This window comes from Sinomonas sp. ASV322, assembly GCF_030908245.1.
Lineage (GTDB): Bacteria > Actinomycetota > Actinomycetes > Actinomycetales > Micrococcaceae > Sinomonas.
The window spans coordinates 183952-197948 of record NZ_JAVFJJ010000006.1; the positions used below are offsets into that span (position 1 = coordinate 183952).

Genomic DNA, 13997 nt, shown 5'->3' on the forward strand with positions numbered 1-13997 from the left:
CCGATTCACCTCGGCAAATGTGTGACCGTGTGTGAAGCCTCTCCGGCTCACCCCTCGAAGAGGCGGCGGCGGTGCTTGAGCTCCTTGACCCACGCGCGCGTCTGGCCGACGGCGAACGGCGACACCCCGCCGTCGTCCGCCTCGAGGGCCCCCACGAGCGGGGCCGACGCCTTGAGCGCGGTCTCGACGACGGCGACCGCCGCCCGGGCCGGCAGGCCCAGCTCGGTGGCCCACGCGAGGAAGAGCCGGCGCGAGATCCCCGTGCGCTTGCCGCCGAACGGAAGGGCGAGCGACTTGTCCCCGTAGGGAACGGTCGAGGGGATGTCGTAGACCGGTGCGACCGTCCACTCCCCCGGCGCCGCCAGGCCGCGGACCACGGAGACGTTCTTCGCGTGGAGGTCGCCGTTGCCGACGAGCCACGCGAACGCCCCCTGGAGGGCGAGGTTGCGCAGGGCGGGAAGCGCCGCCGAGCAGTGCGCGGCGACCGTCTGGCACAGCTCCTCGTAGCTCACGTTGTACTTGTCGGCCGGGTACAGGCCGAGGAGCTGGGATCCATCCTCGACGGCGAGGCGCGCGGTGCCGCCGCCCGGCAGCGCGGGGCGGTCGAAGCGCTCGACGAGGAGCCCCGAACGCCCGGCGACGTCGTGCACGAGCCGCACCCCGCAGACCGGCACGCGGAGCCGGGCCGCGAAGCGGTACATGAGGAATTCGTTCTCGACGACGTGGGGGAACTCGGGAGCGTTGAGCTTGAGGATGTACCGCCGGTCGGCCTCCGCGGCGGGGAGCGAGATCATGCCCGCGCTCACCTTGTCCTGGACGCCCGCGAGCGCCTTCGGGTCGACGAGCGTCGGGTCGTTGACGAGGGCCGCGAAGTCCGGCGGGCGGCGCGCATCGAGTTCGACGGCGTGCTCCGCGTCGACCGCGGGCCCGCCCAGGGGCTCGCCGTGCGGCACGATCTGCACGTCGCCGACCGGGTCTCCGCCCGCGGCCATGAGGAGGCCGAGTTCGTCGTCGGCGCTCGTCTTGACCGCGCGGCGCAGCGAGGCCAGGCGCCGCCCCTCCGGCAGGAGGCCCGTGAAGAACGGCGGAACTGCTCCCGCCGGGGTGTCGACCGGGCGCGGCGTGAGCGGGAGGGTGCTCGCGACAGGCTCGCCACCGGCGGCGAGATAGGCGGGGAGGTAGGCGAAGCGCGTGCCTCCCTCGAATCGCTCGAGGCGCGCCGCGAGGACTCCGGCCTTGTAGACGTCGGCGATGCGGTGCCGCGTCACGGGCGTGCCTCCCTGAGACCGGCACCCGCTCTGTCGGTGGCCGCGCGCGCTGCGAGGGTGCCGGTGCTCGCGCCGCGTGCGACGACGTCAAGCTCGAGCCCGAGGGCGCCGAGCACAGCGGAGAGGGCATCGAGGCGCACGCTCGGCTTGCCCTGTTCGACGAACCGCACGAATCGCTCCGACACCCCGGCGAGATCGGCGAGGTCCTGCTGCGTGAGGGACAGCGCACGACGGCGCACGCGGACTTTCGAGGCAATCCCCCGGATGATGTCGTCCACGTCGCCCCCTTTTGATTGGTCGGTACGATCGTTCCGATTCCATGCTCGCGCGCCGAGGAGATGTGAGTCAAGGAACAATCACGCCCCATCTTCGGTACGATCGTGCCGATAACGTGCGTCCCAACGGGAGGTCCTCCGTGCTGATCCGGCCGCGCCAAGGCGGTTCTTAGAGCCGTCTTAGACGGAGCAGGGCAGGATAGGCACATGACGTCCTCCGACTTCACGGCGCCCAGCGCCCCAGCCAAAACTCCGCGCAGCCGTCTCGCAACGCTTCCGAGCCTCCGCCACTGGATCATCGCGCCCGTCGTGATGAGCGTCGCCGTGTTCGCCCTCGGGTTCATCGCGACGACGTCCGGCGTCACCTCGACGGAGCTCTCGGTCAACCAGACCATGAGCACGCAGCACGTCGGCTGGCTCAACACGGTCTCCCTCGCCGTCGAGAAGATCCTCGGGCCGTCCGGCGCCGTCGTCATCCTCCTCGTGCTCATCGTGGTGCTCTGGTTCCTGCGCCGCACTCCCATCGACGCCCTCGCGGTCGCGTCGATCACCGGTTTCGGCTGGGTCTTCAGCCTCATCTTCAAGTACGCCGTCCACCGCCACCGGCCGGATCCGAGCCTCCTCGCGAACCCCCTCTCCCCCGACATGGACCCGAACAGCTTCCCGAGCGGCCACGTGTGCTTCGCGGTGTCGCTCACGATCGCGCTGTACTTCCTCTTCCGGCACACGCGCTGGGGCTCGTGGATCCTCATCGGCGGCATGGTCGCCTCGGGCCTCGTGGCCATCTCCCGCGTGTATGTCGGCGTGCACTACCCGATCGACGTCATCGCCTCCTTCCCGGCTTCGGTCGCGGGGATCCTGCTCTGGTGCGGCCTCTGGAACCGCTTCGCCATGCCCATCCTGAGCCGCGTGCCGTTCGTGACGCGGCTCGAATACCGCTGAGCCCGAAGAACACCGCCACTCCCTAAGGACACCCGCATGCTCGACCCGACCTCCCTCCTCGTGGACGCCGGCCCCTGGGTCCTTGGAGTCGTCGGCCTTATCGTCTTCATCGAGTCGGGGCTCCTGTTCCCGTTCCTCCCGGGCGATTCGCTCCTCTTTACCGTCGGCCTCCTCCACGGCAGGCTCGGCCTCTCGCTTCCCGTCCTCATCGTCGTCGTCATGATCGCGGCGATCGCGGGCGACCAGGCCGGCTACCTCATCGGCAGGGCCGTGGGGCGGAAGTGGTTCCGCGAGGACGCAAGGGTGCTCAAGCTGAGCCACCTCGAGAGCGCCGAATCGTTCTTCTCGCGCTACGGCGGCCGAGCGCTCGTCCTGGCACGCTTCGTCCCGATCGTGCGCACGTACACTCCGCTCGTCGCCGGAATGGCCCGCTACCCGTATCGCCGCTTCCTTGCCTGGAACGTCCTCGGGGCCGTCGCGTGGGCCGTGTCCATCACGATGCTGGGCGTGTGGCTCGGCCATGTCGAGTTCATCGCGAAGAACATCGACGTGCTCTCGATCCTCATCGTCCTCGCCTCGGTCATCCCCGTCGGCATCGAGGCGCTGCGGCACCGCCGCCGAGGGAAGGACGCGGCGAGGACGGCCTCGGTCGATGCCGCCGTCGAGCCTTCCGCCGCGGACGGGCGCGAGGAGTACGCCGCCGCCTCGGCGGACTGATGTCCGCAGCCCTTGGCACAATGTGAGCCATGGACCCCAGACCTCGCGTGCTCCTCGTCGAGGACGACCGGCAGCTTGGCCCGCTCGTCGCCGAGCTGCTCGGAACTGACTTCGACGTCACCCTGTCCCGCGACGGCCGCGAAGGCCTCGACCTCGCGCTCACACGCGACTGGGACGCCCTCGTCGTGGACCGCGGGCTCCCCGGCCTCGACGGGATCGGGCTCGTCCAGGCCATCCGCTCACAGCGCGTGGCCACGCCCGTGCTCCTGCTCACGGCGCTCGGGAGCGTTCCCGACAAGGTCGAGGGCCTCGACGCGGGCGCGAACGACTACCTCGTCAAGCCCTTCGACGCCGACGAGCTCGCCGCACGCGTGCGCGCACTGACCAGGAACTTCGCGGGCCACGTGGGACCGCCTTCGGGCCCGTCGGGTCGGCCCGAGGTGCTCGCCGTGGGCACATGGGATCTGAACCCCGCGTCCCGGATGCTGACCTCGCCCTACGGCGACCGCGTCGAGCTCTCCGCGACCGAATCCGCCCTCCTCGCGGTCCTCGCTGGGGAGCCCGAGCGCGTCTATTCGCGGGCCGAGCTCGTCTCCGCGGCCTTCGACGCGGGCGAGACCCCCGGCGTCGTCGACACCTACGTCCACTACCTCCGGAAGAAGACGGACAGATCCGTGATCAGAACGGTCCACGGCGTGGGCTATCAGCTGGGCAGCCTCGCATGAGCTGGATCAGGCCCGGCTCGCGCCGCCCGCGCAACTCCGACGAGCTCGCAGTGCGGCGCGCGGCGTTCCGCGTGGGGCTCCAGGTCGCCGCGGCGGTCGCCGTCGTCGTCGTGCTCCTGCTCGCGGGAGCCGCCGTCTTCCTGTGGATCAAATCCCAGCCTGCCGAGGTCCTCGCGCATCTGGACCGCACGGAACCCCAGGTCGTGCTCGACGCCGTGGACGTGCTCGGGGCCCTCCTCGTGGGAGGGGTCGCCGGCGTCGTCCTCGGCGGCGTCGTCGGTCTCGTGAGCGCGCGGCGTGCGGTCAAGCCGCTTGGCGAGGCCCTCGCGCTCCAGCGGCGGTTCGTCCAGGACGCAAGCCACGAGCTGCGCACTCCGCTTGCCGTCCTCGACACGCGGATCCAGCTCGCGCAGAAGCGGCTCGGCCCCGAGAGCGAGGCCGCGCCCGTCCTCGCCGAGCTCCGCGCCGACGCGGGCACGCTCGCGTCCGTCATCTCGGACCTCCTCCACAGCGCCGCGAGCCCCGGCCCAGACGTACCCGAGGAGCCCGTCGAGCTCGGACGGCTCGCGCGCGAGGCGGTCGCCGATCTCGCGGTCCTCGCGGGCGAGAAGCGCGTCGAGCTCGTCGCGGACGCGGGCCCCGAGCCGGTCTCGGTGGCGGTCGAGGCGGCGCCGCTCCGACGCGTGATCGTGGCCCTCGTGGACAACGCCCTCAAGTACACGCCCGAGGGCGGGCGGGTCGTGGTCGGCGTCCGCGCCCTGCCCGGCACCGGGAGGGGGACGACGGCGCTGCTCACCGTGCGGGACACCGGACCCGGGATCGCGGGCCCGTCGCCCGAGCAGGTGTTCGAACGGCACGCAGGCGGCGCGGGATTTCGCGCGGCTTCTAGCGCCGAATCGGGCGAGAGCGAAGGGCCGCGACGGAGCTACGGGCTCGGCCTCGCGCTCGTTCGCGAGATCGCTGTGCGCAACGGAGGATCCGTGCGGATCGCAGAAACCGGGGCCGGAGGGACGACCCTGGAGGTCTCGTTTCCGGCCGCGCCGACGAGGTTAGGTTAACCTAAGCTGAGAGGCCAATCACAAAGTGCCAAGATGACAGCATGCGTATGGACCATGTTTCTTATGCCTGCGAACCTGACGGCCTGGCCGCCACAACGGAGAGAATTGCCAACGCACTAGGGGTAGCGGCTGTCAGGGGCGGGGTCCATCCTCGGTTCGGCACCCGCAACATGATCATCCCCCTCACGGGCCACCACTATCTCGAGGTCGTCGAGGTCCTCGACCACCCCGCCTCGGACAAGGCGCCGTTCGGCCAGGCGGTCCGTGCGCGCTCGGCTGCAGGCGGCGGCTGGATGGGTTGGTGCGTCGAGGTCGATGACCTTGCGCCGTTCGAGGAGCGCCTCGGCCGCAAGGCCGTTCCGGGCAACCGCAAGTTCCCGGACGGCCGCGAGCTCGTGTGGAAGCAGATCGGCATCCTGGGGCTCATCGCCGATCCCCAGGTCCCGTACATGCTCAAGTGGGAGGGCGATCCTGGCCTCCACCCCTCGAACGCGTACACCGGGACCGTCTCTGTCACGAAGCTCACGATCGCCGGTTCGGCCGAGCGCGTGACCGAGTGGCTCGGAGAGCCGGTCGAGCGTCCGCTCGAGGACGTCGCGGTCGAGTGGGTCTCGCCCAAGGGAACGCCCGGGATCATGTCGGTCACGTTCGATACCGCGAGCGGGCCCGTCACGATCTGAGCACGCGCGGCGTGGGACTGGCCGCGCGTTGAGCGAGATCTGGCCACGCGTCGGGGTAACCCAACGCGAGGCCAGGTCTCGCCTCGCGCGTGGCCAGTTCTCACCCCAGGCCGATGGCCTTCCCCACGAGGCTGAAGCCCACGAACGCGACGACGTCCAGCAGCGCGTGGGCGATGACGAGCGGCATGACCCGGCCGTAGCGCCGGTACACCCAGCAGAACACGAGGCCCATGACGGCATTGCCCGCGAACGGGCCGATGCCCTGGTAGAGGTGGTAGCTGCCCCGGAGGATCGCGCTCGCGGCGACGGTCGCCGTCGTCCCCCACCCAAGGCGGCGCAGCCATCCCATGAGGAAGCCGACCACGATCGTCTCCTCGAGAACGGCATGCCGGACGGCCGAGAAGATGAGCACGGGAACCGTCCACCAGTACTGTTCGAGCCCGCTCGGGATGATCGACGTCGTGATCCCGAGGGCGCGGCCGGCCCAATAGAGTCCGAGCGAGGGGACGCCGATCGCGAGGAAGAGACCGGCTCCGTAGAGGGCGTCGCGACCGGGCCGCCGGAAGTCGAACCCGAGCCGTGCGAACGGCACCCGCCAGGCCCCGCGGCCCGCGGCCTCCCACACGAAGTACAGCACGAGCGCGACCGGCACGAGCGAGAACACAATGTCGAGCAGCTGGTACGCGAGGTCGAAATACTCGCGGCTGCTCAGCGATTGGTTGAGCGTCGACTTGCCCTGCGAGAGCGGCGCGCGCGTCGCCTTGTCCAGCAGCTGAACCACCGAATACACGGCCGACTGGCCGAGCGAGAGCCCCAAGACGATGAGGAGCTGGGCACCCCAGTGCGTGCGGGAGCCTGAACGGACGACGGCGGGTGCATCGGACATGCATCAATCCTCCCCTACGCTGGGGAGCTATGAGCGCGCCGCGGCAGATCATCATGGTCCGGCACGGCCAATCGGCCGCCAACGTGGACACGAGCATCTACGAACGCGTCCCCGACTACCGGATCCCCTTGACCGAGCTCGGCCTCGAGCAGGCACGCGAGGCGGGCCGAACCCTCCGGGAAAGGCTCGACGGGGAGCAAGTGTGCGTCTACATCTCCCCGTACCTCCGCGCGTACCAGACGTTCGACGCGCTCGGCATCGCGGACCTCGCCGAGCGCGTGATCGAAGAGCCCCGGCTGCGCGAGCAGGACTGGGCGAACTATCAGGTCCCCGAGGACATCGAGGTGCAGAAGAAGCTGCGCGACTCCTACGGGCACTTCTTCTTCCGCTTCCGCGAAGGCGAATCCGGCAGCGACGTCTACGACCGGGTCTCGAGCTTCATGGAGACCCTCTACCGGCACTGGGCTAAGCCGGCCTACGCGCCCAACACCCTCCTCGTGACCCACGGCCTCACGATGCGGCTCTTCTGCATGCGATGGTTCCACTGGACCGTCGAATACTTCGAGTCGCTCAACAACCCGGAAAACGGCGCCGTGCGCGCGCTCGTCCGGCAGCCCGGCGGCAAGTACGCGCTCGACCGCGCCTTCAGCCAGTGGGCCGAACGGACGCCGACGGACACGGTCCTTACGACGCTCGGGGACGAGCGCTAGCGCACGCGCTCCCCCGCGCGCCACACGGCGTGGGTGAGCGGCATGCCGGGCCGGTACGCGAGGTGCGTCGCGGACGGCGCATCAAGGAGCTGGACGTCGGCGCGGTGGCCGACGGCGATCGAACCTACCGCGCGCTGCCCGTCCTCGTCCCGCCCGACGTGGCGGCGCAGCGCGAGGGCGCCGCCGAACGTCGCGGCCCGCACGGCCTCCTGGACGCTCAGGCCCATCTGCAGCACGGCCGTCGTGACGCAGAATGCCACGGAACTCGTGTAGCTCGTGCCGGGGTTGCAGTTCGACGCGATCGCCACCTGGACGCCGGCGTCGAGAAGCCGCCGCGCAGGGGCAAGCGGCGCACGGGTCGAGAGGTCGCACGCGGGAAGCACGGTCGCGACGGTTCCCACGCCGTCGACCGATGCCGGCTGCGCCCACGAGCCCCACGTTCCGGCGAGGGCGTCGACGTCGTCGTCGTCGAGGAAGTTCACGTGGTCCACGCTCGCCGCGCCGACCTCGATCGCGAGCCGCACGCCCGCTCCGGGCCCGAGCTGGTTCCCGTGCACGCGGAGGCCGAGGCCCGCGTCCCGGCACGCGAGGAGCACTCGGCGGGACTGCTCCTCCGTGAAGGCGCCGCGCTCGCAGAACACGTCGGCCCAGCGCACGTACGGCCGCACCGCGTCGAGCATCTCGCCGCAGACGAGGTCCGTATACTCCTCGGGGTCCGCGCCCGCGGGCACGAGATGGGCCCCGAGATAGGTGACCTCGTCGACAGCCTCGGCGGCGAGGGCAGCGCTCCGGCGCTCGTTCTCGACATCGAGCCCGTACCCGGTCTTCGTCTCGAGATACGTGGTCCCCCACGCCGCCGCCTCCGCGACGCGCGCGGAGAGCAGGCGCCGCAGCTCGCCGTCGGCCGCCGCCCGGGTCGCGGCCGTCGTCACGCCGATGCCGCCCGCCGCGTAGGCCTGCCCGGCCATGCGCGCCTCGAATTCGGCCGTGCGGTCGCCGGCGAAGACGAGGTGGCTGTGGGAATCCACCCAGCCCGGCAGCGCGGCGCGGCCTCCGGCGTCGTACCGCTCGTCCGCGGCAGGGGCCGACGCCGATGGACCCACCCAGGCGATCCGCTCGCCGTCGAGCACGACGGCGGCGTCCCGGAGCACGCTCGCGGCCGCGGCGTCGGCGGATCCGTCCGCCCAGGCCTGGGTCGAGAGCTCGCCGATGTTGTCGATGAGGAGGCTCATGACTCCATGATCTAGCGACGCACCGACAATCTATGCGGATCGAGCGCTCGCTCCGTCTCGGATACCGGACGAGCTCCACTGCGCAGTGCGTCAGGCCCGGCGAGAAGCTGCCCCGCGGCGTCCTCAGCCATGGCCGTCGACGTCTGGAAGCCGTATCCGCCCTGGCCCGCGAGCCAGAAGAACCCGGGCCCCTCGGGATCAAAGCCGAGCACGGGGAGGCCGTCCGCGGGCGAGGTCCGCAGCCCCGTCCACGCGCGCACGATCCCAGTGACCGGAAGCTCGGCGAAGCGGGCGATGAGTTCGAGGGTCCGCTCGATGTCGCCAGGGCGCGGCACGGCGTCCTCGGCACGACTCGGCTCCGTCTCTGACGGCGAGACGAGCGCGCCTGCCTCGTCGGGGCGGAAGTACCACGAGTCGTCGGCGGCCGCGATCATCGGCGTCTCCGGGTCGAGGGGCTCGGCGAGCGAGACGAGCGCCGCGGTGCGCCGGTACGGCTGGAGCCCGAGGCGTTCGACGCCGAAGAGGATCGCGAGGTCGTCTGCCCACGCCCCCGCCGCGTTGACGACGTTCGTCGCGTGGAAGCCCTCGGCGCCAGCGCCGACGAGCCAGCCCGCGCCGATCCGCTGCGCCGTGTGGACGGGGCTGCCGAGGTGGAACTCGACGCCGCCTGCGCGCGCACGCACCTCGTGGTGGGCTAGGAGCGCGAGGGCGTCGGTGCGGACCGAATCCGTGTCGAGCGCGGCGGCCTCGAATGCGCCGTCTCGGAGCACGGGGGCAAGGGCGCGCGCCTCCCCGGGGGCGAGGTGCCGCATGCCCACATGGGCCTCGGCGGCGACCTCCGCCCGCGATCCGATGAGCATGAAGCGGCTCGGCCACGCGAGGCGCCGGCCGTCGTCGTCCACGGCGTCGCGGAGCGTCGCGAGCGTGCGCCGAGTGAGCTCCTGGACGGGCGGCGGGCCGTAGCTCGGGATGAGCTGCTGGGCCGAGCGCGACGACGTGTGGTAGCCGAGGCTCGGCTCGGCCTCGACGAGTGCGACGCGGCACTTTCCCGCGAGTTCCGAGGCGAGGGAGAGGCCGGCGATGCCGCCTCCCACGATGAGGACGTCGACGTCGTGGGTGCTGTCCGTGGTGGCCATGCGGCCACGATACCGCGCGCACAGAAGCGCGGTGCCGCGCAATTGCGAGGCGCCTAACTAGTCGGCCGATGCGCGCCTAAGATACTCATCAATATTTCCAAGATTCGGAAGTGTCGCTTGACAACCGCACGGCGAAGCGTGAGGATCGTCGGTATGGTTCGCCGTAACTGACGCACCACCACGCACAATTGGGGGTACACGTGATAACTCGATCCGTCCCGCCGACAGCCGACCTTGCCCAGCAGTTGGGCAATACCCCAGGACAGCGGCGCTGGCAGCCGAGCCGGAAGGGAACACCTGCCGGCCCAAGGCCTTCACCCGGCACTCCCAAACATGCCAAGGTGCCGGCCACGCCCGTGCAGACGGCGCCTATCGGGGTGGAGAGGTAAAGGGTGTGGCAGACGGCGAGAAGACACTGACCGTTGGACTATCGCAGCAGCTTCATCGGGAACTCAAGATGGCTTCCGTGGTCACCGACTGCTCGATGAAGGAAATCGTGCTGCGGGCGATACGTCGCGAATTGCAGAAGCTCAAGTCTGACATGAGAAGGGAATAGGATGAAGCTAAGCCCTAAACACTACATCGGTACCGGGATCGCCGCCGGGATCGCCGCGATATCATTTGTCATCATGATTTTCGAAAATGGTCAGCATGTCTTGGTCAAATCGCTCGTTGCAATCGGATTTGCGGCGATTTCAGCGATTCTCATAGTGCGTGGTATCGCGAGGGCACGATCTGGGCGCACAACTCAGGATCCTCGCTGACACCCAATTAGTAGCCAAGGCAACCCGCGGTCGAGATAGCCCCGCCGACCAGGCCACCCCAAATATTTCCCATCATGAGAGACCACATGCTGGTGGCCACACCAATCTTGCAGGTAAGCGGGACGTCTGGCGCCGGCGGACCGTACCAGCCGCAAGCTGGCGTGTCATGATTCCACGAGTAGCAATTATCACTGGCGTAGGCCGGAACCGCCGAGAGGGTTCCGCCACCGACGAGTGCTGCAGAAAGAATTAGAGAGACACCGAAGCGACGCATCTTCACGGTCCTGCCCTTTCCTTGGATTTGCGAATGCTTGGTGAGCATAAGCAAATGACCAGGAAGTGGAACAACCTTTTTGTAGCGGAAGACCGTCAGAATTTAAACCATGCTCCAAGCGAAGCCAGTGAAATTGAATTCATGTCAAATGGCCAGCATCTTTGATGGCTTTACATTTTGGCTAGTTTGACTTGACACGGCCGCCGCACCTGTGAAGGATGGTGCTCAACCGAACACCATCATCTGGGGGGGAACGATGACAGTCATCAAGCATTCTTGGCCGTGGCTCTGGACCAGCCTCATGGCAATCGTCCTGTGGGCGTTCGCCCTTCTGATCGGCGGACTCGGCTTCGTCATGGCGAGCGAAGCAGCACGGGAGTCCGCTGCCGACGGCACCTTCCTTCAAGCGCTCTTCGGGATCCCCTTCTTCGAGGGTTTCCGCACCGACGGGCGCTTCGGGGTTCACCTCCAGTGGGGGCTTACACCGCTACTCGCACTCCCGATCGCCGCGACGGCCGCCGCGGCGATCGTTGGGAGGCGTCACGCTCTCAGGCAGAGCTGACGACGGCGTCCCGCGCCGCCGCGAAGGCTCGCACTGCGGTCTCGATATCCTCGGGCGCGTGCGCCGCCGAGAGCTGGACGCGGATTCGCGCCTGACCCTTCGGAACGACCGGGTACGAGAACGCCGTCACGTAGACGCCGTGGGCGAGCATCTCCGCCGCGATCCGGCCCGCGAGCGCGGCGTCGCCGAACATGACCGGGACGATCGCGTGCTCGCCGGGAAGCAGCTCGAAGCCCTCCTCGACCATGCGCTGGCGGAACAGCCCGGCGTTCTCGAAAAGCCGCTCGCGCAGTTCCCCCGAACTTGCGACGAGGTCGAGAGCGCGCATCGTCGCGGCGACGATGGACGGCGCCACCGAGTTGGAAAAGAGGTACGGCCGGGCCTTCTGGCGGAGGATCGCCACGATCTCGGCACGGCCTGAGACGTAGCCGCCGGACGCTCCGCCGAGCGCCTTGCCGAAGGTACCGGTATAGATGTCGATTCGGTCGGATGCCCCTGCGTGCTCTGGGGTGCCCGCGCCGGTCGAGCCCATGAATCCGACGGCGTGGGAATCGTCCACCATGACCATCGCGCCATAGCGCTCGGCGAGGTCGCAGATCTCTTTGAGCGGCGCTAGGTAGCCGTCCATCGAGAAGACGCCGTCGGTGACGACGAGCGTCCGCCGCGCGCCGACGCCGTCGTTCATCGCCGCGGCCTCGCGCAGGCGCGCCTCAAGCTCGCCCATGTCCCGGTTCGCATAGCGGAGCCGCGCCGCCTTGCACAGCCGTATGCCGTCGATGATCGAGGCGTGGTTGAGGGCGTCGGAAATGACGGCGTCCTCAGGCCCGAGCAGCGCCTCGAAGACGCCCCCGTTCGCGTCGAAGCAGCTCGAGAACAGGATCGTGTCATCGGTGCCGAGGAACTCGGAGACCCGGTGTTCGAGCGCGAGGTGCGCGTCCTGGGTTCCGCAGATGAAGCGCACGGACGCCATGCCGAAACCGCGCTCGTCGAGGGCCTGCTTCGCGGCAGCGATGAGCTCGGGGTGGTCGGCGAGGCCAAGGTAGTTGTTGGCGCAGAAGTTCAGCACCTCCCCCGCCGGGGCATCGAGCGGGCCGGCCTGGATGTGGGCCGACTGCGGCGAGTCGATGTGCCGCTCCTCCTTGAACGTGCCGGCTGCGCGGATCTCCGCGAGCTCTGCGGCGAGCTGCTCCTTGACGCCTGCGAACATGTGTTTGCCCTCTCTCCTCTTCCCCTGAAAGTCCCGCTGCGCGCCCTAAACGCCCGACCAGTCCAGCACCACTTTGCCGCCGCGGCCAGAACGGGCGACGGCGAAGCCCTCCTCCCAGCGCGAGGCCGGGAGGACGTCGGTCACGACGGCGGCGACGTTGCGGTGCAGGACCGGATCGGACGAGAGCATGGCACTCATCGCGTACCAGGTCTCGAACATCTCGCGGCCGTAGATCCCTTTGAGCGTGAGCATGTGCGTGACGATCTTGCCCCAGTCGACCTCGATCGGCTGCGCTGGGAGCCCGAGCATCGCGATGCGGCCGCCGTGGTTCATGTTCTCGATCATCTCGGGCAGCGCCGACGGGTGCCCGGACATCTCGAAGCCCACATCGAAGCCCTCGCGCATGCCGAGCTCGCGCTGCGCCTCACGGACGGACATGGTCGAGACGTCGACCGCGAGATCAACGCCCATCTGGCGCGCGAGTTCAAGCCGCGGCGCCGAGACGTCCGTGATCGCTATCTTGCGCGCGCCCGCGTGCCGGGCGACGGAAATCGCCATGAGGCCGATTGGCCCTGCGCCGGTGATGAGGACGTCCTCGCCGACAAGCGGGAAGCTCAAGGCCGTGTGAACAGCGTTGCCGAACGGGTCGAAGATCGCGCCGAGCTCGGGCGTAATGGAGGGATCGTGGTGGACCCACACGTTCGTCTCGGGGATCACGACGTACTCGGCGAACGCTCCGTCGCGCTGCACCCCGACGCTCTGGACGTTGATGCACATCTGCCGGCGGCCCGCGCGGCAGTTTCGGCACATTCCGCACACGATGTGGCCCTCGCCCGAGACGCGATCGCCCACCTTGACTTCACGCACTTCACCGCCGACTTCGACGACCTCGCCGTAGAACTCGTGGCCGGGGATGAGGGGGACGTTGATCATGGACTGCGCCGTCGCGTCCATGGCCTGGATGTGGAGGTCGGTGCCACAGATGCCCGTCGCGAGGACGCGGATCTTGACATCGGCGGGCCCGGCATTCGGCTCGGGGCGCTCGACGAGCTCAAAGCCGGGCTGGGGGCCGGCCTTATAGAGGGCTTTCATGAGCCTATTCAAGGCCAGCCGATGGCTTAGAACAACAGCAGGTGTCTCAAGGGACGGTTTAGGAATTGCTTATGTCGGAGCTCCCCCGCGCCCGACCGCTATGGTGGACCGGTCCTGCTGGGATCGCTGGCGGGCAAGCAAACAACCTAGCCGCACATGATGGGTTTTCGAGTTTCGCGGGTCCGTCGGAATTGGTCATGTAAATTCTGGCGTGATGGGGTCGCCACGCGTCGCCATCCGCGCATACAGAAAGTGCGCGCGACGGCGCGGGTCAACTGACGCCGTCGGCGAGAAGCAGCTTGGGCGAGAAATGGGGACGGCATGGGGTACAGACGGGTCTTCGGTCGGGTCGTTGCACGCGTTGACATGGTGCTAGGGGCGAGCGGTCGCGGATTGCGAGCCTCGTTCCGACGGCTCACATTGGCGGCGGTCCTCATCGCCGTGTCTTGCCTGACCGGTCAGGTGGGTG

Annotated in this window: 15 protein-coding genes; 8 read left to right on the top strand and 7 right to left on the bottom strand. The window is 68.9% G+C overall.

Going from position 1 to position 13997, the window contains the following annotated elements; genetic code table 11:
• Positions 1–47 precede the first annotated feature (47 nt).
• Positions 48–1268, bottom strand: coding sequence for a type II toxin-antitoxin system HipA family toxin (locus tag RBS12_RS10820; RefSeq protein ID WP_307966101.1), 1221 nt, complete (start codon positions 1266–1268; stop codon positions 48–50).
• Positions 1265–1546 carry a helix-turn-helix transcriptional regulator gene (locus tag RBS12_RS10825; RefSeq protein WP_307966102.1) on the bottom strand — a complete coding sequence of 94 codons (282 nt, stop codon included), beginning with the start codon at positions 1544–1546 and terminating at the stop codon, positions 1265–1267. Before RBS12_RS10825 ends, RBS12_RS10820 begins: the two co-directional genes overlap by 4 nt.
• A 204-nt stretch (positions 1547–1750) precedes the next feature.
• Here RBS12_RS10825 and RBS12_RS10830 point away from each other — a divergent pair, with 204 nt between their 5' ends.
• The 5 genes from RBS12_RS10830 to RBS12_RS10850 are packed head-to-tail and all read left to right on the top strand — an operon-like array spanning position 1751 to position 5665.
• Positions 1751–2485 (top strand): phosphatase PAP2 family protein, encoded by a 735-nt coding sequence (locus RBS12_RS10830; RefSeq protein ID WP_307966103.1) that lies wholly within the window; start codon positions 1751–1753, stop codon positions 2483–2485.
• 36 nt (positions 2486–2521) lie between these two features.
• A complete protein-coding gene (locus RBS12_RS10835; RefSeq protein WP_307966104.1) occupies positions 2522–3202 on the top strand; it encodes a VTT domain-containing protein in 681 nt (226 codons plus the stop codon).
• A 29-nt stretch (positions 3203–3231) separates the two neighbouring features.
• Complete coding sequence (locus tag RBS12_RS10840) at positions 3232–3927, top strand: response regulator transcription factor (protein ID WP_307966105.1); 696 nt, start codon at positions 3232–3234, stop codon at positions 3925–3927.
• On the top strand, positions 3924–4985 hold the full coding sequence (locus tag RBS12_RS10845; protein ID WP_307966106.1) for a HAMP domain-containing sensor histidine kinase: 1062 nt from the start codon (positions 3924–3926) through the stop codon (positions 4983–4985). Before RBS12_RS10840 ends, RBS12_RS10845 begins: the two co-directional genes overlap by 4 nt.
• Positions 4986–5026: 41 nt before the next feature.
• On the top strand, positions 5027–5665 hold the full coding sequence (locus RBS12_RS10850) for a VOC family protein (protein ID WP_307966107.1): 639 nt from the start codon (positions 5027–5029) through the stop codon (positions 5663–5665).
• A gap of 100 nt (positions 5666–5765) precedes the next feature.
• Here the strand turns inward: RBS12_RS10850 and RBS12_RS10855 are convergent, their stop codons facing one another.
• Positions 5766–6551 carry a type II CAAX endopeptidase family protein gene (locus tag RBS12_RS10855; RefSeq protein ID WP_307966108.1) on the bottom strand — a complete coding sequence of 262 codons (786 nt, stop codon included), beginning with the start codon at positions 6549–6551 and terminating at the stop codon, positions 5766–5768.
• A 29-nt stretch (positions 6552–6580) separates the two neighbouring features.
• Between RBS12_RS10855 and RBS12_RS10860 the strand changes: the two genes are divergently transcribed.
• Positions 6581–7261 (top strand): histidine phosphatase family protein, encoded by a 681-nt coding sequence (locus RBS12_RS10860; protein WP_307966109.1) that lies wholly within the window; start codon positions 6581–6583, stop codon positions 7259–7261.
• Here the strand turns inward: RBS12_RS10860 and RBS12_RS10865 are convergent.
• Entirely contained in the window at positions 7258–8493 is a 1236-nt protein-coding gene (locus tag RBS12_RS10865; protein WP_307966110.1) for an amidohydrolase family protein, read from the bottom strand. The genes RBS12_RS10860 and RBS12_RS10865 overlap by 4 nt on opposite strands.
• 11 nt (positions 8494–8504) lie before the next feature.
• A complete protein-coding gene (locus RBS12_RS10870) occupies positions 8505–9629 on the bottom strand; it encodes an FAD-dependent oxidoreductase (protein WP_307966111.1) in 1125 nt (374 codons plus the stop codon).
• A gap of 394 nt (positions 9630–10023) precedes the next feature.
• Between RBS12_RS10870 and RBS12_RS10875 the strand changes: the two genes are divergently transcribed.
• Entirely contained in the window at positions 10024–10185 is a 162-nt protein-coding gene (locus tag RBS12_RS10875) for a hypothetical protein (protein WP_307966112.1), read from the top strand.
• Positions 10186–10923: 738 nt separating this feature from the next.
• Positions 10924–11229: a transcriptional regulator gene (locus RBS12_RS10880; protein WP_307966113.1), complete on the top strand. Its 306-nt coding sequence runs from the start codon at positions 10924–10926 to the stop codon at positions 11227–11229.
• Here the strand turns inward: RBS12_RS10880 and RBS12_RS10885 are convergent.
• Together RBS12_RS10885 and tdh are read right to left on the bottom strand one after the other, a co-directional pair.
• Positions 11216–12436 (bottom strand): glycine C-acetyltransferase, encoded by a 1221-nt coding sequence (locus RBS12_RS10885; protein ID WP_307966114.1) that lies wholly within the window; start codon positions 12434–12436, stop codon positions 11216–11218. The genes RBS12_RS10880 and RBS12_RS10885 overlap by 14 nt on opposite strands.
• Positions 12437–12481: 45 nt before the next feature.
• Complete coding sequence (tdh, locus tag RBS12_RS10890; protein WP_307966115.1) at positions 12482–13528, bottom strand: L-threonine 3-dehydrogenase; 1047 nt, start codon at positions 13526–13528, stop codon at positions 12482–12484.
• Positions 13529–13997: the final 469 nt, after the last annotated feature.